The 23,093-nt window shown below is 34.4% G+C and carries 22 protein-coding genes and 1 tRNA gene; 14 read left to right on the top strand and 9 right to left on the bottom strand.

Annotation, left to right across the window (positions count from 1 at the left end):
- Positions 1-10 precede the first annotated feature (10 nt).
- The 4 genes from ACGH6R_RS01180 (at position 11) to ACGH6R_RS01165 (ending at position 4,425) form a co-directional block, all read left to right on the top strand.
- Positions 11-784, top strand: a complete 774-nt coding sequence (locus tag ACGH6R_RS01180; RefSeq protein WP_411598668.1) for a heme ABC transporter ATP-binding protein — start codon at positions 11-13, stop codon at positions 782-784.
- Positions 785-868: 84 nt separating this feature from the next.
- On the top strand, positions 869-1,870 hold the full coding sequence (zntB, locus tag ACGH6R_RS01175; protein WP_411598667.1) for a zinc transporter ZntB: 1,002 nt from the start codon (positions 869-871) through the stop codon (positions 1,868-1,870).
- A gap of 377 nt (positions 1,871-2,247) precedes the next feature.
- On the top strand, positions 2,248-2,517 hold the full coding sequence (locus ACGH6R_RS01170; protein ID WP_411589717.1) for a GNAT family N-acetyltransferase: 270 nt from the start codon (positions 2,248-2,250) through the stop codon (positions 2,515-2,517).
- 15 nt (positions 2,518-2,532) lie between these two features.
- Positions 2,533-4,425 carry a DNA topoisomerase III gene (locus tag ACGH6R_RS01165; RefSeq protein WP_411598666.1) on the top strand — a complete coding sequence of 631 codons (1,893 nt, stop codon included), beginning with the start codon at positions 2,533-2,535 and terminating at the stop codon, positions 4,423-4,425.
- Between the two features lie 84 nt (positions 4,426-4,509).
- Here ACGH6R_RS01165 and ACGH6R_RS01160 read toward each other — a convergent pair whose 3' ends face one another.
- A complete protein-coding gene (locus ACGH6R_RS01160) occupies positions 4,510-5,199 on the bottom strand; it encodes a hypothetical protein (RefSeq protein WP_411598665.1) in 690 nt (229 codons plus the stop codon).
- 699 nt (positions 5,200-5,898) lie between these two features.
- On the opposite strand from ACGH6R_RS01160, the gene mgtA reads away from it, so the two are divergent.
- Entirely contained in the window at positions 5,899-8,607 is a 2,709-nt protein-coding gene (gene mgtA / locus ACGH6R_RS01155) for a magnesium-translocating P-type ATPase (protein ID WP_411589721.1), read from the top strand.
- Between the two features lie 476 nt (positions 8,608-9,083).
- On the opposite strand, the gene ACGH6R_RS01150 is transcribed toward mgtA, so the two are convergent.
- Positions 9,084-9,296: a YdcH family protein gene (locus ACGH6R_RS01150; RefSeq protein ID WP_065558206.1), complete on the bottom strand. Its 213-nt coding sequence runs from the start codon at positions 9,294-9,296 to the stop codon at positions 9,084-9,086.
- A 105-nt stretch (positions 9,297-9,401) separates the two neighbouring features.
- Between ACGH6R_RS01150 and ACGH6R_RS01145 the strand changes: the two genes are divergently transcribed.
- Together ACGH6R_RS01145 and ACGH6R_RS01140 are read left to right on the top strand one after the other, a co-directional pair.
- Positions 9,402-10,919: a helicase HerA-like C-terminal domain-containing protein gene (locus tag ACGH6R_RS01145; protein ID WP_411596577.1), complete on the top strand. Its 1,518-nt coding sequence runs from the start codon at positions 9,402-9,404 to the stop codon at positions 10,917-10,919.
- A gap of 70 nt (positions 10,920-10,989) precedes the next feature.
- Positions 10,990-12,072: an AI-2E family transporter gene (locus ACGH6R_RS01140; RefSeq protein WP_267350769.1), complete on the top strand. Its 1,083-nt coding sequence runs from the start codon at positions 10,990-10,992 to the stop codon at positions 12,070-12,072.
- Positions 12,073-12,093: 21 nt separating this feature from the next.
- Here the strand turns inward: ACGH6R_RS01140 and bcp are convergent, their stop codons facing one another.
- Positions 12,094-12,570, bottom strand: coding sequence for a thioredoxin-dependent thiol peroxidase (gene bcp / locus ACGH6R_RS01135; protein ID WP_065558209.1), 477 nt, complete (start codon positions 12,568-12,570; stop codon positions 12,094-12,096).
- A 70-nt stretch (positions 12,571-12,640) separates the two neighbouring features.
- Entirely contained in the window at positions 12,641-13,936 is a 1,296-nt protein-coding gene (gene hemL, locus ACGH6R_RS01130) for a glutamate-1-semialdehyde 2,1-aminomutase (RefSeq protein ID WP_411598664.1), read from the bottom strand.
- 157 nt (positions 13,937-14,093) lie between these two features.
- Between hemL and erpA the strand changes: the two genes are divergently transcribed.
- Complete coding sequence (gene erpA, locus ACGH6R_RS01125; RefSeq protein WP_065558211.1) at positions 14,094-14,432, top strand: iron-sulfur cluster insertion protein ErpA; 339 nt, start codon at positions 14,094-14,096, stop codon at positions 14,430-14,432.
- A 393-nt stretch (positions 14,433-14,825) separates the two neighbouring features.
- Here erpA and ACGH6R_RS01120 read toward each other — a convergent pair.
- Positions 14,826-14,913, bottom strand: a tRNA-Leu gene (locus tag ACGH6R_RS01120).
- 203 nt (positions 14,914-15,116) lie between these two features.
- On the bottom strand, positions 15,117-15,422 hold the full coding sequence (locus tag ACGH6R_RS01115; RefSeq protein ID WP_065558212.1) for a hypothetical protein: 306 nt from the start codon (positions 15,420-15,422) through the stop codon (positions 15,117-15,119).
- A 772-nt stretch (positions 15,423-16,194) separates the two neighbouring features.
- Here ACGH6R_RS01115 and hcp point away from each other — a divergent pair.
- Both hcp and ACGH6R_RS01105 read left to right on the top strand, forming a co-directional pair.
- Positions 16,195-17,865, top strand: a complete 1,671-nt coding sequence (gene hcp / locus ACGH6R_RS01110; RefSeq protein WP_411598663.1) for a hydroxylamine reductase — start codon at positions 16,195-16,197, stop codon at positions 17,863-17,865.
- 173 nt (positions 17,866-18,038) lie between these two features.
- Positions 18,039-18,455 (top strand): Rrf2 family transcriptional regulator, encoded by a 417-nt coding sequence (locus tag ACGH6R_RS01105; RefSeq protein WP_267350772.1) that lies wholly within the window; start codon positions 18,039-18,041, stop codon positions 18,453-18,455.
- A 55-nt stretch (positions 18,456-18,510) separates the two neighbouring features.
- On the opposite strand, the gene ACGH6R_RS01100 is transcribed toward ACGH6R_RS01105, so the two are convergent.
- Positions 18,511-19,161 carry a DUF421 domain-containing protein gene (locus ACGH6R_RS01100; RefSeq protein WP_411598662.1) on the bottom strand — a complete coding sequence of 217 codons (651 nt, stop codon included), beginning with the start codon at positions 19,159-19,161 and terminating at the stop codon, positions 18,511-18,513.
- Positions 19,162-19,477: 316 nt separating this feature from the next.
- Between ACGH6R_RS01100 and ACGH6R_RS01095 the strand changes: the two genes are divergently transcribed.
- Entirely contained in the window at positions 19,478-19,687 is a 210-nt protein-coding gene (locus ACGH6R_RS01095) for a hypothetical protein (RefSeq protein WP_065558216.1), read from the top strand.
- A gap of 302 nt (positions 19,688-19,989) precedes the next feature.
- Here the strand turns inward: ACGH6R_RS01095 and ACGH6R_RS01090 are convergent, their stop codons facing one another.
- Entirely contained in the window at positions 19,990-20,262 is a 273-nt protein-coding gene (locus ACGH6R_RS01090) for a DksA/TraR family C4-type zinc finger protein (RefSeq protein WP_065558217.1), read from the bottom strand.
- Between the two features lie 100 nt (positions 20,263-20,362).
- Here ACGH6R_RS01090 and msrA point away from each other — a divergent pair, with 100 nt between their 5' ends.
- From msrA to msrB, 3 genes are read left to right on the top strand one after another with little or no spacing between them, the layout of a single operon-like run.
- Positions 20,363-20,911, top strand: coding sequence for a peptide-methionine (S)-S-oxide reductase MsrA (gene msrA / locus ACGH6R_RS01085; protein WP_267350773.1), 549 nt, complete (start codon positions 20,363-20,365; stop codon positions 20,909-20,911).
- 3 nt (positions 20,912-20,914) lie between these two features.
- Complete coding sequence (locus ACGH6R_RS01080; protein ID WP_267350774.1) at positions 20,915-21,439, top strand: cytochrome b; 525 nt, start codon at positions 20,915-20,917, stop codon at positions 21,437-21,439.
- Between the two features lie 58 nt (positions 21,440-21,497).
- Positions 21,498-21,947: a peptide-methionine (R)-S-oxide reductase MsrB gene (gene msrB, locus ACGH6R_RS01075; protein ID WP_411598661.1), complete on the top strand. Its 450-nt coding sequence runs from the start codon at positions 21,498-21,500 to the stop codon at positions 21,945-21,947.
- A 78-nt stretch (positions 21,948-22,025) separates the two neighbouring features.
- Here msrB and lptG read toward each other — a convergent pair whose 3' ends face one another.
- Positions 22,026-23,090, bottom strand: a complete 1,065-nt coding sequence (lptG, locus tag ACGH6R_RS01070) for an LPS export ABC transporter permease LptG (RefSeq protein ID WP_411589731.1) — start codon at positions 23,088-23,090, stop codon at positions 22,026-22,028.
- Between the last annotated feature and the right edge of the window lie 3 nt (positions 23,091-23,093).

The following is a 23,093-nucleotide window of genomic DNA, read 5'->3' as shown; positions in this document are numbered from 1 at the left end:
TAATTTGACGATGTTGATAGCAAAAAACTTAACTTTTTATTGTGGTACTCGGTGTTTAATCGATGATGTGTCTTTAGATATTCAAGCTGGCGAAATTGCCATTATCATTGGTCCTAATGGTGCAGGTAAATCAACTTTATTACGGCTTTTAACGGGTTATCAGACCCCATCATCTGGCGATATTTATCTTTTTGATAAAGCGATGACACAATGGTCTGCTAAGCAATTAGCTAAAGTGAGAACGGTGATGTTACAGCATAGCCAGATGACGTTTCCTTTTACGGTAAAAGAAGTGGTGGCAATGGGGCGAGCACCTTACGGTAAACTTCATTTTGAACAAGCCATTCACGAAACTATGCAACAAACTGATTGCTTGAAGTTGGCTAGCCGTGATTACCGTAGCTTGTCAGGCGGAGAACAGCAACGTGTCCAATTGGCTCGCGTTTTGGCACAATTATGGCAAGAGGAGCCAACTGAAAAGCTACTTTTTTTAGATGAACCCACTTCAGCATTAGATTTGTATCATCAGCAACATACATTGCGATTATTAAAACAACTCGCCAAAGAACAGCAACTGGCAGTGTGTTGTGTGTTACATGATCTTAATTTGGCTGCCTTGTATGCGGATAAAGTGTTGCTTCTTAGTCAGGGAAAAATCGTTAAGCAAGGTGTACCTGCTGAAGTATTAACTGTTGAAAATATTAATCATTGGTATGGGGTTGAATTAGGTATTATTCCGCACCCTAGTAATGCTATGGTTCCGCAACTCTATTTAATGCCTTAATTTTGATAAATTAAGTTAATCAATCGCTCCATTTTTAAGCAATTTCAGTATATAATTAAGAAAACTTAACAAATGGGGCTTATAATGACGAATGAAAATAGTGAAAATTCCGTTCCTGTTTCAGATCTTATATCAGCAAAACCTGTTTTTAGTTGTCAATTTGATGGTAAAGGTAAAGCCAATCCTTTAAATAATGATTGCCAAGCGACGGTGCAAAAGCCATGTTGGATCCATCTGGATTTTGCTAAATCCGAAACGATTAAGTGGATTAATCAGACAAAATTGATTCCGGATTTAGTGAAAAATGAGTTAATTAAACCCAACCAAATATCGAAAGAAATTCGTTTTGATACAGGTATTTTAGTCGTATTAAAAGGTGTCAATTATACGCCAAATGAATTACCCGATCCGATTGTAACCTTCCGTTTTTATATTACCGATAATCTAATTGTTTCGACCCGACATCAACAAATTGATGCGATTTTCCAATTAAAAGATAATTTAGAAAAAGGGATAGGGCCTGTTGATGTTGCTGATTGGTTAATTCAAGTATCCGAACTCATTAGTGATCAAGTCAATTTATCGTTTGATAGTGTACATAACAAAATTGTTAAACTTGAAGACTTAGTATTAAATCAGCGAATTCTTTCACATAAAGAAATTGGTCGAGTACGTAAACAGTTGATCATTCTTCGTCGATTATTATCTCCACAACGGGATATTTTTGTCAAAATTTCAACCGAAAGGATTTCTTGGATTGATGATAACGATCGCCAACGTCTACATGATATTTCTAATCAACAAAGCCACTATGTGTCAGATATCGATAGTTGTTTATTGCGTCTTGCCTCGATTATGGAGCAAATTAATAGCTTTTTGGCAGAATCGACCAATAAACGAATCTATTTAATGTCACTATTTACCATTATATTTACACCAATCACGTTTATAACCAGTTTACTTGGTGTCAATCTTGCCGGTATTCCGTTTAGTGAGCATCCTTGGTCTTTTGTTGGGTTAATCTTGATTCTTATTGTTATTTCTATTATTTCTGCCATTTGGCTTAAGTTCAAAAAATGGTGGTAAAAACCCGTTTTAAAATCACAACAACTAAAAAATGATAAAGCTGAATCTTGTAACATAATTAATCAATTAAATGATATTTTAAAAGCTTTAACATGCATTGTTGACGATGTATTGGCAAAGTGATAAGTGTTGTGCTTTCAATCTTAGTTGATTTCAGCCTTGTGATAAGATTATAAATAATAACTGTCTTCTTTAGGGTATTAGGATTACTTAAACAGACTAAGCTTAGTTATGTTCTTTTAATGCATTGTAAAGATTAGGTTATTTTTGTGTTTATTGTTGAAAATGATTATCTGCAAATTATTGCGCTTGAATGGCGTTAAGACTTATGTAACAATTTTCAACCTTATTGAGCATTAATAACAGACTCAGCAGGATTGGAAATTTTAAAGGATAATATGATAATTTATGGAGCCTTACCTTATTTGGCCTATCACACGGGTTTTAAGATTGAATGGTACACGACAAAGCAAAAAAGTCGAAAAGAACAAGGTTTGATGTGTTTAGACAAACATATTTTAATTTGTTTTTATTGTCGCATTCTGCCTTGTAGGGATGCTGACAAGGCATTGTTATTGAAGATGTTAAATCATTTAAATTTTAGCGTTAAATCATCCTATCAAACTTATTTTGTTTCAAATTTATGATTAAGACTAATAATTATGCAATCTAATCAAACTTATCGTCTGTTTATTGCTGAAAAGCCCAGTCTAGCAAGGGCTATTGCCGATGTTTTGCCTAAACCACATCAAAAAGGAACGGGTTTTATCAAAGCCGCTAATGGCGATATTGTGAGTTGGTGTATCGGACATCTTTTAGAACAAGCCACCCCAGAAGTGTATGATGATCGCTTTAAAAAATGGGTGATTGATGATCTTCCTATTGTTCCGGAAAAGTGGATTTTGATGCCAAAAGGGAGTACAAAAAGCCAATTTGATATTTTAGTCGAATTGATTAAATCTGCCGATCAGATTGTACATGCAGGCGATCCAGATCGAGAAGGGCAATTATTAGTCGATGAAGTTTTGAATTATTGTCAACTCACGCCCGATAAACGCAAAACAATTAAGCGTTGCTTGATTAGTGATTTAAATGCCAGTGCAGTTGAAAAATCGCTTGAACAATTACGCAGTAATCAAGATTTTATTCCGCTCTCTACGTCAGCGCTTGCAAGAGCCCGTGCTGATTGGTTGTATGGTATTAATATGAGTCGTCTTTGTACACTGGTGGGGCAACGAGGCGGGTATCGAGGAGTGTTATCCATTGGACGGGTACAAACGCCTATTCTTGGTTTAGTGGTAAGGCGTGATTTAGATATTGAAAAGTTTGTTCCCAAACCGTTTTATGAAGTTTTTGCTGTACTTCAAACCCAGCATAATGAAATATTTAAGGCCAAGTGGCAACCTAGCGAAGCTTGTGCTCCCTATCAAGATGAAGAAGGGCGAGTTTTAGTCAAAGCATTAGCCGAAAATGTTTGTCAAAGAATTAAAGATCAAACCGGTATTATTGAGAAAGTCAGTAACAAAAAGAAAGAAGTTGCACCGCCTATGCCATTTAATTTATCTGCTCTTCAAATTGAGATGGCTAAAAAAAATGGGTTAAGTGCACAAGATGTGCTTGATATTTGCCAGTCATTATATGAAAAGCATAAACTGATCACCTACCCGAGATCCGATTGCCGTTTTTTACCCGAAGAGCATCTTAACCAAATAATCAGTGTAAAATTAGCAATCGAAAATAATTGCCCGGATTTACAGCCTGCTATTGAAAACGCTGATTTTAGTTTGCGGACAAAAGCTTGGAACGATAAAAAAGTTGAAGCGCACCATGCCATCATTCCAACACAGCGCAAGGCTAAAATGGACAATTTAACGGATAATGAAAAATTAGTTTATCAGGTGATTGCAACCCAATATTTAGCACAATTTTATCCTGTATATAAATACGCTGAATTACAAATTGATGTTGATATTCAAGGTGGAAAATTTATTGCTAGAGCAACGCAAATGCTTGAAGCAGGCTGGAAAGCGTTGTTTGGAACGAAAACTTTACAAGCTGATCAATCCGAAGCGGATGCAGAGAGTAATGGATTGTTAACTAAATTAGTGAAAAAAGGGGAGGCAGTGCAATGTATCGATGCTGAACTTATCAGTAAAGAAACACAACCCCCTAAACCTTTTAATGATGCAACTTTACTTTCCGCAATGACAGGCATTGCAAGATTCGTTAAAGATCCAGAGATAAAAAAAATATTACGGGAAACCGATGGTTTAGGCACAGAAGCAACCCGAGCAGGAATAATAGAACTGTTATTTAAACGTCAATTTTTAACACGACAAGGCAAAACAATTCGTGCCACTCCAGTTGGACGTAAGTTAATTTTATCGTTACCAGATATTATGTCTATCCCCGATATGACTGCGCATTGGGAACGACAATTAGATGAAATCAGTAAAAAGGCGTTTTCTTACCAACAATTTATGAATCAGTTAAATCAATCATTGCTTGAACTTGTAGAGCAGCTTAAAAATGCCCGTTTAAATATACGTGCTTAGTTCCCATATAACTATTAAGGCGACGTAAAGCCCAGATTTGTCGCCTTATTTATTACCACAGCAGATAAAGCCTTCGAAATTGGGTTATGATTGATGCGATTCTTCTTTACTCATTATGGATTTTTCAAAACTAGGATTACTATTATTACTTTCTTGAATAATGCGAACTAGTTGATCATTAGCACGCTTTAAAAAAGTGTCGTCTTTCAAAATCAATCGATAGGTATTAAGCCTTTTTAAAGGCGCTATGGCGAACTGAGTTGCAATCAATAAGATAATAAAAATGGTTATCGAGGCAATGATTATATTAATCATTGAATTTGATCTAAAAACGGTATCAAGATTCGATATCACCATAATAAAAGCGAGAATGAACCCAACACATAATAGGATGACTTCTTTAACTAAAAAAGGATTGACTGCCGTTATTTTATTTTGTCTGATACAAAAGTATTGGGTTAGTGAATTTAATTGTAATAAATTGATGATGTTTTTAATGTCAGCATTAATTAACGAAATTGCGATTCTTTCTTTATTCATGTCACCGGTTTGATAAAAACAGACCTTGTCCCAAAGAAGTTTACTTTTAATATTATTCAAGTAATCCTTTTGGTATTTTGGCTTAGGTGTCTTTTCTAAAATATCAGCATATATAATGATATTATCGAGGTATTGATTGGGTGATCTTTTTCGATTGAAAAACCATAAAAATGAAAGTGCGAAAATGATCACGAAATTTAACCAATTAGTATCGAGTAATGTTATGAGTTCCACTTTCGTTTTCCTTGCGTTGAACAGTATTAGTTATTGTAAATGATATTAAGTTTTGTGTGTATTATTTATATACAAAAAAGCATTTATTGGGGCGATAAGTGCTGTTTTTAAGCTGTTATGACCTTTTTAAAGGATTATTGGTTGACTTATTTTGGCTAAAGGCGTATAAATTGCCCGCCTTTGAGCTTTTCTTACTTTTTTAACTATTAGGTGGTTAAAAATGAGGGTTAAGAAAAGTTGAAATACAAAGTGTTGAGTTCAATTTTATAGGAGAACTATGGACGCTCAATCGGGTCACCCCATATATGGGGAGATGTATTCAAACACAAATCATTATCGGTTAATGAACCTGTCTAAATAATCATTTTTTCAGTTCACGCGCCGAAATTGATCGAACGGTAACGGTGAACGATATGCAATTTTTTACACGCTATCACACAAATTCAAAACATCATGGTGCGCACATCTTAATGTTGTGTTCATTACTTTTTTCAGAAAAACATTTAGAACCACCGAGTTGTATCTAATTCTTAATTAAATTATCTCGCTAAATTATTTTTTGCTCAGCCATCGCTTTGAGTGCGGTCATGCTGTTGCATTAAAGTCTTAGCTATTCAATTAGTTACTTTGCTTATTGTTATTTTTTAACAGTGAGTAGGCATATTTTTGTCTAAAAAATTATGAATATAGGTACATAAGATGACCAAAAACACTACAAAAATTCATTCACAAACAAGCTCAGATATTAAAGCAATTCATGAAGCTCAACATAGCTTAGATAGCATTTTATCTAAATTTCAATCGAGCTTGTCCGGTTTAACGCAAGAAAATGCAAAATCAAGATTAGAAGAGTATGGCAAAAACGAAGTAGCCCGAGAAAAAGTCCCTTCAGTATTTATGCAACTATTAATGGCGTTTAATAATCCATTTATTTTTGTGTTACTTATTTTAGCGGTGGTTAGTTTTGTCACGGATTTCTGGTTACCTTTACAAAAGGGGGAAGAAACCGATCTAACCAGTATTATTATCATTTTAACCATGGTTTCATTAAGTGGTTTATTGCGTTTTTGGCAAGAGTTTCGATCTAATAAAGCCGCTGAAGCGCTCAAATCGATGATTCGAACAACGGCAACGGTATTAAGACGTCCGCATAAGGATATGAATCCTGAACATTTTGAAATTCCGTTAAGCGAGATTGTGCCTGGCGATATTGTCTTTTTATCGGCAGGGGATATGATTCCTGCGGATATCCGCTTAATTGAATCACGGGATCTTTTTGTCAGCCAAGCGGTACTGACAGGTGAGTCTATACCTGTTGAAAAATATGACACTTTAGGCGCCGTTTCACAAAAGACAACCGATGAAATTAATGCATCGGATATTGATAAAGATAATGTTCTTGATGTGAATAACGTCTGTTTTATGGGGACGAATGTGGTAAGTGGAACGGCTAAGGCAATTGTGGTTGCCACAGGTGCAGACACGCATTTTGGATCATTAGCTAAATCCATTGTTGGTTCCCGTGCTGAAACGTCATTCGATCGAGGTGTGAATAGTGTTAGTTGGTTACTGATCCGTTTTATGCTTATTATGGTGCCAATTGTTTTTGTGATAAATGGTATTTCAAAAGGGGATTGGGGCGATGCGGCTTTGTTTGCTTTGGCGGTAGCGGTTGGATTAACCCCTGAAATGTTGCCGATGATTGTCAGTGCTAACCTGGCTAAAGGTGCGGTTGGAATGGCAAAGCGTAAGGTTGTTGTGAAACGTCTTAATGCGATTCAAAATTTTGGTGCAATGGATATTTTATGTACCGACAAAACGGGTACATTGACACAAGATAAAATTATCCTTGAACATCATCTTGATAGTCATGGTCAAATTGACCCAGCTGTATTAGAACTCGCTTGGTTAAACAGCTATTATCAAAGTGGTATGAAAAACCTAATGGACAAAGCCATTATCCGTTTCACTGAAGAGAAAACCAGTGTTAAAAAAGTCGGGGTTGGACTTTATAAAAAGATTGATGAATTGCCATTTGATTTTGTTCGTCGTCGTTTATCGGTTGTGGTGCAAAATGGTAATGATGATCATTTGATGATTTGCAAAGGTGCCGTTGAAGAGATGCTGTCTATTTCTCGTTATGTTTATCAAGACGGTGAATATTTGCCATTAGATGAAAAACGCAAACAAGAGTTAATCGAACTTGCTCATAACTACAATAAAGAAGGATTCCGAGTTTTAGCGGTGGGATTAAAAAATATTTCTGCTTCACAAACAAAAACGCAATACAGTGTCCAAGATGAGACTGATCTTGCAATTCGAGGGTTCTTAACGTTTTTAGATCCGCCAAAAGAGAGCGCATACGAAGCCATTTCTGCATTAAATGAACATGGTGTAGGGGTAAAAGTTTTAACTGGTGATAATGAAATTATTACCATAAAAGTGTGTCGTGAAGTGGGGCTAGAGCCAGGAACTCCCTTACTGGGTACCGAAATTGAAAAAATGGATGATGATGAACTCAAAGAACAAATTGAGCAACGTACTATTTTTGCTAAATTAACACCTTTACAAAAATCACGAATCATCCGTTTATTACAAGAAAATGGTCATACAGTGGGCTTTTTAGGCGATGGTATCAATGATGCGCCTGCATTACGTGACGCCGATGTTGGTATATCGGTGGATACTGCAACCGACATTGCGAAAGAATCAGCGGATATCATTTTGCTTGAAAAGAGTTTAATGGTGTTAGAAGAAGGGGTAATTTGCGGTCGAGAAACATTCGGTAATATTATGAAGTATTTGAATATGACTGCCAGTTCAAACTTTGGTAATATTTTTTCGGTGTTAGTTGCCAGTGCATTTTTACCTTTTTTACCTATGCTAGCAATTCATTTGTTGATCCAAAATTTATTGTATGATATTTCACAATTATCATTACCTTGGGATAAAATGGATGATGAGTTTTTACAAAAGCCTCGTAAATGGGATGCGCAAAATATCAAACGATTTATGATTTGGATTGGACCAACATCTTCTATTTTTGATATTACTACCTATGCGTTAATGTGGTTTGTGTTCAGTGCAAATAGTGTCGAAGTACAATCATTATTCCATTCTGGTTGGTTTATTGAAGGGTTACTTTCACAAACTTTAGTTGTGCATATGTTAAGAACACAAAAAATTCCATTTGTTCAAAGTACAGCAGCGTTTCCGGTCATTGTGATGACATTATTGATAATGGTCGTAGGTATTTATATCCCATTTTCTCCAATAGGAAGTTTGATTGGTCTTGCTCCTTTACCTTGGTCATATTTCCCATGGTTAATTGCCACACTACTATCTTATTGTTTTGTTGCGCAGTTAATGAAACGAATTTATATAAAACGTTTTGGGCAATGGTTCTAAATTTGTTGGTAGCGCAAGTAGGCGATATGGAAGTCGCTTACTAAATAACCAAAATAATTGGTAATACCGTTAATTTATGCTAAAGTAACTACCATTATTGGAGATGGCGAGTATTTTATACAAAATACCTGATAAGGATATTGCTAGTCACTCTTTAAAAATTCCATACATTTTCGTGGTGTGATAACTATAACAAAAAGAGGAAATTAAAATATGAAAACTCCACATAAAAATATTATTGTATTGATTAAAAATCGTAAAAAAAGAACGACAAAAGAACAATTAAACAAGTAAAAATTCGCTTTATTATTAAATTTTTTAGTTTTTGTTTTATCTGTTATCATCATAAACCCCTTGTTTGGGGTTTATTTATATTTATTGCTTTTGATAAAAGCACCTACATCAACATTGTTTTCACAACACTAATTTTTTGAATAAAGATTGACTAATACGCTATTGATGTTTTTATCCCGTATTTATGCCTGATTTTTTAAGATTGTGTGTATTTCATCTTTAAGTTTAAGTTTCTGTTTTTTTAAGTTTTCGATAGTTTCGGATGTGTCGATTTCGATACCTGACTCAATATTTTTAATTTTTTGATCCAAAGCATTATGTTGATCAAATAATTTTTGAAATCGTAAATCTGTATTTTTTAATTTTGAAATTAATTCTCGATATTCTGGAAACATAGTGGCTCCTTATGTTGGCTAATGAATGGTTAAATCGTCGATATTGCATTCTTAGCTTACAATATTACTGATTGTTTTAATAGCAATTTAATGAGGATTTAATGTATGAGTGAATCTATCGTTATAGCCAAAAGCAATGGCAAGGATTTATCTATTATCAGCGCATTAGCTAATCGTCATGGTCTCATTTCTGGTGCAACAGGTACCGGTAAAACAGTGACGCTTCAAAAAATGGCAGAGAGTTTTTCTCATATAGGTGTACCGGTATTTTTGGCTGATGTTAAAGGGGATTTGACCGGTTTGGGTGAGAAAGGGATTTTAACAGATAAACTTAAAGCACGCCTAACAAGCATTGGGGTAACTGATTGGCAACCTGAAGCCTCGCCCATTGAATTGTGGGATGTGTTTGCTGAAAAAGGGATTCCGGTGCGAAGTACCGTTTCGGATATTGGTCCAATTTTATTAGCACGATTATTAAATCTTAATGATATTCAATCAGATGTATTACAACTGGTATTTAAAATTGCCGATGACAATAATCTTTTATTACTGGATTTTAAAGATTTACGAGCCTTAGTGCAGTTAATTGGTGATAATGCAAAAAAATTTACGTCTGAATACGGCAATATTTCTTTATCATCGATTGGTGCCATACAACGCAGTTTATTATCGCTTGATCAAGAAGGGGCAGAATATTTTTTAGGTGAACCTATGCTTGATATTCAAGATTTAATGAAAACCGATGCCAACGGTCACGGTATGATTAATATTTTAGCTGCAGATAAATTATATAACTCACCTAAATTGTATTCTGTTTTTTTGTTGTGGTTGCTGTCAGAACTGTTTGAACATATGCCTGAAATTGGTGATCCTGATAAACCTAAATTAGTCTTCTTTTTTGATGAAGCGCATTTACTATTTAATGATATTACCCCCGCTTTATTACAGAAAATTGAGCAGGTAGTCAGACTGATTCGCTCTAAAGGCGTTGGTATCTATTTTGTTACTCAAAATCCTACCGATATTCCCGATACCGTTCTTGGTCAGCTTGGCAATCGTGTCCAACATGCGCTTAGGGCATTTACGCCTAAAGATCAAAAAGCAGTAAAAGCCGCGGCTCAAACTATGCGAGCTAATCCCAATTTAGATACCGAAAAAGTGATTATGGAATTAGCTGTCGGCGAAGCCTTAATTTCTTTTTTAGATGAGAAAGGGCGTCCTAATATGGTCGAGCGTGGTTTTGTTATTGCACCAAATTCTAAAATTGGTCCAATTACACCTGAAAAAATTCCTGAGATTATTAAACAATCGCTATTTTATGATAAATATGCTAAAACTGTCGATCGGCAATCCGCTTATGAGAAAATAAAAGCAGGTTTTTCATTGGATAATTCAGCTAACGTTCAATCAGCTGATGATGATAATTCAACAGAACCAGCTGAAAAATCCAGTAGTGGTGGTTGGTTAGATATGCTAAGTTCTCTGTTTTTTGGTCATAAAGGCCCAAGAGGTGGTCAACAAGATGGCTTTGCGCAAAAAGTTGCTCGAAGCGCAACGCGACAAGTAGCCAATGAAATCGGTCGACGCATTACTCGTGGTATTTTAGGTGGATTTAAACGATAAATGCATTGGGCTTATAATTTATCGTATTGAAACTTAATCTAATATAAACAGCAAAATAGGAGTGTTTGCAATGTTTAAATTGTTTGTGGAATGGTATAAAAGACGATTCAGTGATCCGCATGTGGTATCGTTGATAGTGGTTTTAGTCTTCCTGTTTTTAATTATTTATTTTTTTAATAAAATTCTTTTACCCGTTTTCATTGCAATCGTGCTTTCCTATTTGCTTGATACCCCAGTCAATTTTTTGTATCGAAAGGGCATTCCACGCACTTTTGCGGTTATCATTGTATTACTCATTTTTCTTCTTGTTGTTTTAGCATGTTTTATGATTCTGGTACCTTTAGTTTGGCAACAAAGTATTAGTTTGATAACCAATATTCCAAACATGCTCAATTTTGCTAATAAGTTTTTGACATCACTGCCGGAACACTACCCCGAACTGATTGATGTTGGATTATTTGATTCTATTATTCAAGGCATTACTAGCAGGGTCGTGCAAACCGGAAATTCGTTATTACAATTCTCTATTGTTTCCCTGTTTGGTCTTGTTTCAGTTGCAATTAATGCCGTGCTAGTCCCTATTATGATGTTTTTCTTTTTGAAAGATAAAGCAAAAATATGGGGATATTGTTCTCGTATTCTGCCTAAAAATCGAGGAGTGTTAAATAAAGTCGCCGCTGAAATGGATACGCAAATTGCTAACTATATTGTAGGCAATGTTTTGCATATTCTTATTCTAGGTATTAGCGTGTATATTCCATTTTGGTTTTTTGGTTTAGATTATGGATTATTATTGGCGGTAATTGTTGGGCTTTCGGTGTTGATTCCTTATATTGGGATTATTATTTCAAGTATTCCGGTTATTCTTATTGCTCTATTCCAATGGGGCATCAGTCCAGAATTTGGGTATTTGATTTTCTTTTATGTGCTTATTCAGGCTTTAGACGGTAATTTGTTAGTTCCTTGTCTTTTTTCCGAGAAATTGAATCTTCATCCATTAGTAATTATTTTAGCGGTGATTGTATTTGGTGGATTATGGGGATTTTGGGGAATATTTTTTGCTATCCCACTTGCCACTTTAGTCAAAGCAATTATTAATGCTTGGCCAAATCCGGATGAGATTAATAGTTTTGATAAAGTAAAAGCAGATTAGGTTAATCTGCTTTTAAGATGTCTATTTTGAGTGGTTTTTGAGGTAATCTAAAACCACTTCATGGTGATTACTGGTTTTGAAATCGTCAAAGACTTTTTCGATTTTTCCATCAGTCCCAATTAAGAAACTAATACGGTGAATGCCGTCATAGGTTTTTCCCATAAACTCTTTTTCACCCCATGTGCCAAAAGCTTCACATAATTCATGATTTTCATCAGAAAGCAACGTAAAGTTTAATAATTCTTTTTCTGAAAATCTTGATAACTTTTCTGGCTTATCTGTACTAATGCCAATGATTACCACATTGTATTTTTTGAGGTCATCAGCACAATCCCGTAAATTACAAGCTTGAACTGTACAGCCAGGTGTCATGGCTTTGGGATAGAAATAGATCAACATACGTTGACCTTTAAAGTCTTTAGAGCTTATTAGCTCTCCATCTTGGTCAGGCAACGAAAATTGAGGTGCTTTTTCACCTTCTTTAAGTGGATTAACCATAAATTAATTACCTATGTTAATAGTTTAATATTTTAATCGCTAATGGTATCAAAAACTTTGTGTCATCAATTTAACTTATCTTACTAAAAAAACGACTTGCTGCATCAATAGTATGATTGATTTCTTTATCTGTGTGCATAAGTGACATGAAACCTGCTTCAAAAGCTGACGGTGCAAAGTAAACACCTTCAGTGAGCATATGATGATAGAATTTTTTGAATAATTCAATATCACAATTCATTACATCTTGATAACTGCTTACTTCGGAAGCATTTGTAAAGAAAAATCCAAACATCGCACCCGCTTGATTAACCGCAAAAGGAACTTTATGCTGTCTGGCAGCGGATAAAAGTCCGTTTGTTAGCGTTTTAGTTTTCTCCTCTAATTCTTGATAAATACCTACGTCCATCAATTTGGTTAAGGTTGCATATCCGGCTGCCATGGCAACAGGATTACCCGAAAGCGTACCAGCTTGATAAATTGGTCCGGTTGGCGCTAATTGTTGCATGATATCTGCACGACCACCAAATGCGCCCACAGGCATTCCCCCTCCAATGATTTTACCTAAACAAGTCAAATCGGGGACAATGTCATAATAATCTTGCGCTCCACCTAGTGCTACCCTAAATCCTGTCATCACTTCATCAATAATTAACAATGCCCCATATTCATCACAAAGCACTCTTAATCCTTGTAAAAACGATTTTTTAGCCGGGATACAATTCATGTTGCCGGCAACGGGCTCAATAATAATCGCGGCAATTTCATTTGGATATTGTTCAAACTGTTTTTTAACTGATTCAAGGTTGTTATAATCACATACTAAAGTATGCTTAACAAAATCATTAGGTACGCCGGGTGACGTCGGATGTCCAAAAGTAAGAGCACCTGATCCAGCTTTTACCAATAGATAATCAGCATGACCATGATAGCATCCTTCAAATTTAATGATTTTATCACGCCCGGTAAAACCTCGTGCCACGCGTATTGCACTCATGGTTGCTTCAGTACCTGAGTTGACCATGCGTAGCATCTCTATCGATGGCATAAGTTCAGTGACTAAATTGGCGACTTTAGTTTCAATTTCGGTCGGAGCACCAAAACTGAGTCCATTACGCACAGCGTGAATGACTGCGTCAGCTACGTCTGGATCATTGTGTCCAAGAATCATTGGACCCCATGAGCCTACATAATCGATATAAGCTTTTTCATCAACGTCATAAATATAAGCACCATTGGCACGCTCAATAAATAAGGGTATTCCACCCACGCCATTAAAAGCCCGTACAGGTGAATTTACGCCACCAGGTAAAACGGATAAAGCTTGATGAAAGAATATTTCGGATTTTAATGATTTTGTAAACATATGTTGTATTCTCATTGAAGAAATATGGTGGTATTTATTCATAGTTTCAAAATTATTTCAAGCAACTAAACAAAAATTTAAATAATAGAGTTTTTCATTTTGTAATTTCTTTTTTACACAGTATATAATAAGCAGATCAAGACAGTAGGAGAATAAAATGGGCAATGCTTTACCAATTAATTTTACTGATGCTGCAGCGAATAAAGTAAAAGCGTTAGTCACCGAAGAAGAAAACCCAAATCTTAAATTAAGGGTTTATATTACAGGTGGAGGATGTAGTGGATTTCAGTATGGGTTTACTTTTGACGAGAAAGTAAACGAAGATGATTTAGCCATAGAGAAAAATGGGGTATCGTTGGTTATCGATCCTATGAGTTTACAATACTTAGTTGGCGGTACCATTGATTATGTAGAAGGATTACAAGGCTCACGTTTTGTGGTTGATAATCCTAATGCAACAACGACTTGTGGTTGTGGTTCGTCATTTAGTGTTTAATCTTCAGACCCAAAAATTTTGGGTCTGCGTTCTAAGCAATAATTCATTTTAGAGTTGTTAATATCATAGATAAAAGTTACTCCAATAACATTTCCTTACCAAACTAATCTTGTCACTAAAAAGTTTAATTATAGCGCTATTTTTTGAGCATACTCAGCCGTTAGCTATTGATCCATTAAACATTATGGATGATTACATTATTTTTGTTCAAGCAGTGGATCTGACTTATCTAAAAAATTGAATTTTATTAAACAACTAAAACATCTTTAATTAAATGATTGATAAAGTTTTTTAGTAAAATGTTGATATAAGTTAGTAATAATATGCTTACAAAGGTGTCGTTAAGACAGTGATAAAATAAGTCGATGAAAGAAGGATAAAGAGAGATAGATGTGGTGCCCGGGGCGAGACTTGAACTCGCACGGCCAAAAAGGCCGAGGGATTTTAAATCCCTTGTGTCTACCGATTTCACCACCCGGGCTCAAAACGATTCGTTAAAAATAAATGCGTTTCGAATGCAGTGCATTTTACCCATCTTAATTTCTACGTCAATAGAAATTTAAAAAAAATTGATTAACCGCTCAATGTTTATCATATTTCTGTTTTATTTTAGTCTGTTTCTCTATAACCTTATCGTTGCGTTATAGAATTATTCTGTAAAAGTTGGTCTTGATTAATTCCTTATTAGGAATCTAATTTATTGGTGATCCATTTAACTAATTTCATTTTCCTTTCTCTTGAACAATAGACCCAATAACCTTTTATCACTGAGGGTATAGTTAATTTTATCAGCCATCTGTCATCTTTTTCGATATCATTAGGAAGAACAATGTCCCGTAACACAATATCGATGTCTGAATTAAGTTTTTTAACAATCCAGTCTGATAACGTCATATTGGCTTTTTTGGCTAATTTTTTCCATTTTATAAATTTTTTTTTCTGAGTATGAAAACAAAAACTTATTTGTTTAGTGTTTGAATCAGTAAACATATTTCTTTCCTGTTAAAACTTTATTAATTTTAAGATTTTAACCTCTATTCCTTAATAGATTAACGCATACTAGGTTAAGATTTTATTTTTGAGATTATTTTTTTGATTTTAATGGCATTAAATTGATGCTTAAATAACAACAATTACTTGTCATTTGACTGGGTTCGGTTAACTTGAGGAACAACCAAGGATATTTACTCCATTAACATTTGATGTCATCTTTTATGGTTTGTATTTATAACAAACTGCTTACCCGTCTAAGTATATTGTAGTTCACCTTTTTTATAATGACATGAATATCAATTAATATTTAATCAATAATTATGCATGATTAGAATAATCGGTTTAGTATTATTTCTGATTTTAATCACTTAATCAAATTTATTTTGGCGATTAATATTTGATATTTCTTACATGTAACCTATTGAATTAAGTTAAAATAAGTAAATAATTTTAATTTTTTATTTAAGAAATGAATGGAAAAGCAAATTTTCGATCTGGCTTGAAAACCGATTTTTATCGAAATCATCAGACAATATCCTAACTAGGCTTAGGATGAGCGAAGCGTTTCTAGTATTCCTTAATTGTAATTATCAAATTGTCTATCTTTTAAATGGCATAACAATATGAATTCTAACTCTTAGTTTCAATATAAGTTCAAATTTTTCATGTTTATTAAAAAAATTAAATTGGTAAATTCACTTTTCTTTTTTATTTTAAACATGTATTTTATATACCTGTTTTAGTAAGAGGAAAGAAAACAGGAGTAATGATGTTTTGTATTCAGTGTGAGCAAACAATAATAAAATCAAATGAAAAAGGGTGTAGTTATTCTAAAGGAATGTGTGGTAAAACAGCAGAAGTTTCTGATCTTCAAGATGTTTTAGTCGCCAGTTTGCAAAAGGTTTCATTTTGGGCGGCCATTTGTCGTAGACATGACATTGTGGACAGACAAATCGATAGATGGTGTGCACAAACATTTTTCTCAACGTTAACTAATGTGAATTTTGATGCAGACAGAATGTTGGCGTATCTTGCAGAAGCCGATATCTATTCTCAAAAATTAGAACAGCTAGCCAAAGTTGCTGTACTACAATTTAATGAACATTTACCTGCGTTAACCTATGTAGCCCAATTAAATTTTCCTAAAACTAAGCAAGAATTATTGGATTTTTCTTCTTTAGTGATGTTAAAGCACGATCAAGATAAAGTCGGAAAGGATGTCATTGGACTGCGCTTATTAGCACTATATGGATTGAAAGGGGCAGCTGCTTATATGGAACACGCTGCTGTTTTGGGGCAATTTAATCAAGATATTTACACCGAATATCATGAAATGATGAGTTTTCTTGGCGATAATCCTTCTGACATTAATAAATTATTTCAATTATCCATGCAAATAGGACGATTGAATTATAAAGTAATGGGAATGCTTGATGCCGGCGCTACCAATACATTTGGCGATCCTATCCCGACTAAAGTCAATACTAGACCTGTTGCAGGTAAATGTATCCTTGTCTCTGGTCACGATTTTCATGATTTGCGTTTGATATTAGAACAGACTCAAGATAAAGGCATTAATGTGTATACACACGGCGAAATGTTACCGGCTCATGCTTATCCTGAATTAAAAAAATATTCACATTTAGTTGGAAACTACGGTACAGCTTGGCAAAATCAACAGACTGAATTTGCTAATTTTCCTGGCGCTATCGTCATGACGTCTAACTGTATTATTAATCCTTTTACTAAAGGCTATGCAGAGCGCATCTTTACCCGAAGTATGGTTGGCTGGCCAGGTGTCACTCATATTGAAACAGATGATTTTAGTCCCGTTATAGAGTGTGCATTGAACCAACTCGGATTTGATTACACGGAATTAGAGCATTTTATTACTGTCGGCTTTGCCCGTAATACTTTATTAAATGTAGCACCAACGGTTGTCGAACAAGTTAAAGCAGGTAATATTAAGCATTTCTTTTTAATTGGTGGATGTGACGGCAGTAAAAGTGAACGGCATTATTATACCGAAATGGCAAATCAAGTCCCTAAAGATAGTGTTATTTTAACTTTAGGTTGTGGTAAATATCGGTTTAATATGCAAAATTTCGGCAATATCAACGGCATCCCTCGATTAATTGATATTGGGCAATGTAATGATGCTTATTCCGCAGTGCAATTAGCATTGGCGTTGGTTGAAGCTTTTGGATGTGGCGTGAATGAATTACCATTGACTTTGGTTTTATCATGGTTTGAACAGAAAGCTATAGTTATATTATTGACATTATTGTCGCTAGGTATCAAAGGAATTTATGCAGGGCCTTCAATGCCTGAATTTTTAACCGACAATATATTGAATATTTTACAAGATAAATTTGATCTTCGTATGACTTCTCAAGCCAGTAAAGATCTAAATCAAATACTAAATTATTGTGCAGCATAACAAAACTTAAACTGATTGTTATCCTCATGTTGTTGATGAGGATAACACCATGATAATTTAGTTTTTTAACTTGGTAATAAAAATTCAATTAGTCATAAAAAGAGGGTTAATTTAATCATTGATATTGCCTATAATGTGAGATGATAAGTTTTTTAAGTAGATAGGAAAAATCAGTGCAATTATCAAGTTTTACCGATTACAGTATACGTGTGCTTCTTTATTTATCCACGGTAGATGGTGATCAGCTAGTCAGTATCGCAGATATTAGTCATTATTTTAAAATTTCTAAAAATCATTTGGTTAAAGTCGTTTATAATTTAAGTAAATTAGGTTATGTCGAGACCAAGCAAGGAAAAAATGGTGGCATTAAATTAAAAATAGAAAAAAAACTGATTAATATTGGTACTGTGGTTAGACAAATTGAACCGCTAAATCTTCTTAATTGCAGTTTATCATTTTGTCATATCAGTCCTGCTTGTCGTTTAAAATACTATCTGTCAGATGCTAAAGAAGCATTTTTGAAAGAGCTCGAAAAGTATACGATAGAAGATATTATGGATCCCAATGTGCAATTAAATAACTTTAACTAACAAGTTTAATTAGCTAAAGTTAATTTAATTAGGTGATTATTTTTTTAAGTGGGTTTTAAGCTGACTTATTTTCAGTTTTATCATATGGGTAGATGATGAGTTTATTATCAAACCATTCTGCACAAAAAATGTCTTCGACTTTTTCATATCCTTGTTTATGGATTTCCTGCATGAGCCAATCTTCATCTTTTTTGAGTTGTTCAAGATTATCTTGACTAATACAGCCATTTTCGATGATCAGTTCAGCAATATCTTTTTCACCTTTCTTAATAATGGTTAGCGAACCATTTAATTCATACCAAACTTGTTTTAATTGACTAAATGAGGATATTCCTTGTATGTTCACTAAAGTTTCAAAATCACGTACAGGCAAGTTTGCCTTGGCAAAATTATCTGTTAATAATTTTCCGTTTTTAACTAACTGAATTGCTTCACCGTCAATCGCATCTCTTAATCGAGAATTTTTTGATTTAATAAAGCGAATTAAAATTAATAACGCTGCCCAAATTGCGACAAGCCCAGCGGCTTCCCAAGCTGAAACGGTTGGACTGAGTAAAGCTCCCCCGACTAACGCACCGATTACCATACTACCAACCTGATCTAACTGAGACATCGGGGCAATTTGACTTTTACCCGATAGTTTCACGTAAATAAGCAAAATGATGAGTGCAAGTAAAAATTTCGGTGCCATTTGTAGTAAATACATTTCCAACCTCCAAATTAAAAAGTTATTTTAAGTAGCATTGATCCATGCCTTTTTAGAGAAATAAAAAATTAAATTTAAAATGGTCGAGATTAAATTTAGTGAGTTCTAATTTATGAAGAATTTTTGTTAAAAACGTGTTTTTTCTTGAAATGCAGGTTTTATTATATCTGATTTTTGAAAAATTAATGAGAAAATTATTGTCAGTTGGATTGTAAATTAATCAAATCTAAACTTGATTTTTTACTGATAGACGTTTATATATAATAGTGATAAGTAATGTGCTTATCACTAACCTACAACATACGAGGAGCTAATAATGGTACAAAAATTTGCTTCATACGGTAGTGATGTTTCAGCCGGCACCTATAAGTGTGCTGATTGCGGTTATACTTTTTCCAATCAAAGTAAAAAATCCTTACCACCATGTCCGGATCATAACAAAAAACCACATATCAAAAATGGTTGGTATATTGTTTCAGGACAGGGCGATTCAGTAAAAGATCCTCATCCAGATAAAAAAAAGTAGACGACCATTGCTAAAATACATTCGCTATCTATGTGTTTTGGTTATGAATAGTATAAAAAAAGGAGCGTTGCTTGTTTTTCTACTTATGAAAGCTGCATGATGAAATCAGTAACGCTCTAATCATGATTTAATCCTTATCTTTATATGTAAGCTGAACTAAAAAAAGTGATTAACTTAAAGATGTTAATAAGCGCAAAACGTGTTATCTTTTATAAGATAACGATTTTATTAAATCGAAATAGTTGCGGATTTTCAGTTTTCAACATCACAATGAATTTTATAATTAGGCAATAAACAAAATTTTAACGTAGTTGACTGTCTTTACTGCCTCGACGATTATATAAAATCGCCGCTTTAGCAGACTGTTTATCCAGTTCTTGTTGGCAGTTTAAACAATATTGTACGCCAGGTAATGCAAGCTTTCGTGCTTTTGGAATAGGATCACCGCATTCAATACAGAAATCAGCACTTTGAGCACCTTGTTTAAGTTGGCGTCTAGCATTTTCGATAGCATCAGCAATGGTGCTTTCAATTTGTTGATTAACGGCATCGTCAGATGCCCAACCACTAGCCATATTCGATCCTCCTAAAACTGAGATGGTTAGCTTGTGAAATGGTGATTTTTTAAGCTTTTTCAAGGGGTGTCTTTTAAAATCATTTTTATTGGAGATTATTATGCAACAATATGAGCAAGCAACATTCGCCGGCGGTTGTTTTTGGTGTATGGTCAAACCGTTCGATCAATACGAAGGTGTTATTAGTGTGGTGTCGGGTTATACGGGTGGGCATGTAGTAAACCCTACCTATGAACAAGTATGTCAAGGTGATACCGGGCATACTGAAGCCGTTCAAATTACGTTTGATCCCAAGAAAATTAGTTATAAAAAGTTATTAGATATTTTTTGGCAACAAATTGATCCTACGGATCAACATGGTCAGTTTGCTGATCGAGGAGATTCTTACCGTCCGGTTATTTTTTATCATAATCAATTCCAACATAATTTAGCACTAGAATCGAAAAAAGAGTTAGAGGCAAGTGGTCGTTTTACTCACCCGATTCAAGTCGCTATTGAACCCGCTGTCGCTTTTTATCCAGCTGAAGAGTATCATCAAGACTTTTATAAAAAACAGTCACAACATTACAATCGTTATTATCAATTGTCCGGGCGTTCGTCATTTTTGTCACAGCATTGGCAAGATAAATCTAAACCTAAAAGTGAGTAAGTTATGCAAGATTACCCTCAGTATCGAAGTCAACAAAAATTAATACATTGGCTATCAGCAGTGCTAGTTATATTAGCGTTTTTGCTGATTATGTTTAAAATCATTCTATCTCATTTTTTGGGAGGGATGCCGAATATCTATTTGTTACATAAATCAATTGGTGTTTTAGTCTTCATTGTAACAATATGGCGTATTAAAGTAATTATCCAATATGGTATCCCTGATGTTTTAGATAAACATCAAAGATTACAGCGAATTTTATCAAAATCTACCCAAGGCTTTATCTATATTTTTCTGTTAATTGTTCCGTTATCTGGGTATTTGATGAGTAGTCGCCCGCTCAATGTTTTTGGTCTTGTTTCCATCCCTGCTATCGATATGCCAAATGAGTTTTATCTGTTTTTCCATAGCACTCATTTAATCAGTTCATATTTGCTAGCCGTATTAATTTTGGTACATATTCTCGGGGCTTTATATCATTACTTTTGGCTTAAAGATAAAGTTTTACAATCGATGTTGGCAAAATAGTTAGCTTTAAAGGCTGTTTTGCTAATTAAGTTCTTCAATATTAGCTATTAGGTGACTTATGAATAAACTTACGAAAGACCAAGCCATTTCTAAATTAACCGCTATGCAATATCATGTGACGCAACAAAATGGCACAGAACCACCGTTTGAAAATGAGTTTAATGATAATCATGAAGAAGGATTATATGTCGATATTGTATCCGGTGAACCTTTATTTACTTCTTACGATAAATTTGATTCTGGATGTGGTTGGCCAAGTTTTTCTCGTCCTGTTAATGATCATCATATTCTTGAAAAAGCAGATAACAGTTATGGTATGCATAGAACCGAAGTCCGATCTGTAAAAGGGGATTCTCACCTTGGGCATGTTTTTAATGATGGGCCTAAAGCGTTAGGTGGATTGCGTTATTGTATTAATTCTGCTGCTTTACGTTTTATTCCGGTTAATAAACTGGTCGAAGAGGGGTATAGGGAATATTTATCTCTTTTTGAAAAACATAAATCTTGATTTCCTATCATTCATTTATTGAATGATAGGCGTTAAATGGTAAGTAAAAAGAGCAACAAACATTTAGGGTATGTTGGTTTAATTTCTTCTTTTAAATAGTGCATAACTTATCAGTAAAAAAACAAAACTGGTTATTAACGATCCTATGATTGGATAGATACCAATAACGATACTCATTTGAGCAAATAAGTTATCGGCTATGTAGAAAATAAACCCAAAACTAATGCCGATGATGACCCTAACACCTGTTGACACACTTCGCAGTGGGCCAAATATAAACGAGAGGGCAAGTAACATCATGACAGCAACAGAGACCGGTTTTATGATTTTTTTCCAGAAAAGTAAATCATAATAGCTCGTATCTTGTCCCGAGTTGTGCAGATATTGTGAATATTTATAAAGTCCTGTAGCAGAAAGCGAATCAGGATCAAAAGCAACAATGTTCAATTTATCCGGCGTGATGTTAGTTTCCCATTTCATGGACATCAGATTTGTCCCATTTACTTTAACCGGATCACTAAAGTCATTTCTTTCAACTTGCGTTAATGTCCATTCATTTTTTTTAAATATGCCATAATCAGCATGGGTTATAGACAATAATTGATTATTATCTGTCGCATAAATTGAAATATCGTTAATGGAATTATCGTCATTAACACGACCAATATAAATATAATTGTTTCCATCTTTTGCCCATAAACTACCTTGTTCAGCTAATAACGAATTGCCATATATTTTTACAGAACGCATATTACGGGCAGTTTGTTCACACTCAGGGGCTACCCATTCACCGATTGCCATAGTAATAATCACTAATGGTATAGCCGTTTTCATAACGGCTTTTGCAATTTTAAAACGGCTAAAACCAGACGTTTCCATAACGATAAGCTCACTTCGAGATGCCAGTAACCCTAATCCAATTAAGGCGCCTAACAATGCTGCCATTGGAAAAAAAGTTTCCAGATCTTTAGGTGTCATTAAGGCCGTATATATACCAACTGAAAAAGCATCATAATCACCTTTTATTCTTCTGAGTTGGTCTATAAAACGAATAATCCCTGACAAGCTAATAAGTAAAAACAGGCTCAGACCTATTGAGCTTAAAATTGTTCTACCAATGTAGCGATCTAAAATCGAAAACACATT

Origin of the sequence: Gilliamella sp. CG13 (genome assembly GCF_046635805.1) — a bacterium.
Lineage (GTDB): Bacteria > Pseudomonadota > Gammaproteobacteria > Enterobacterales > Orbaceae > Gilliamella > Gilliamella apicola_I.
This window is presented reverse-complemented; position numbering and strand designations above follow the sequence as displayed.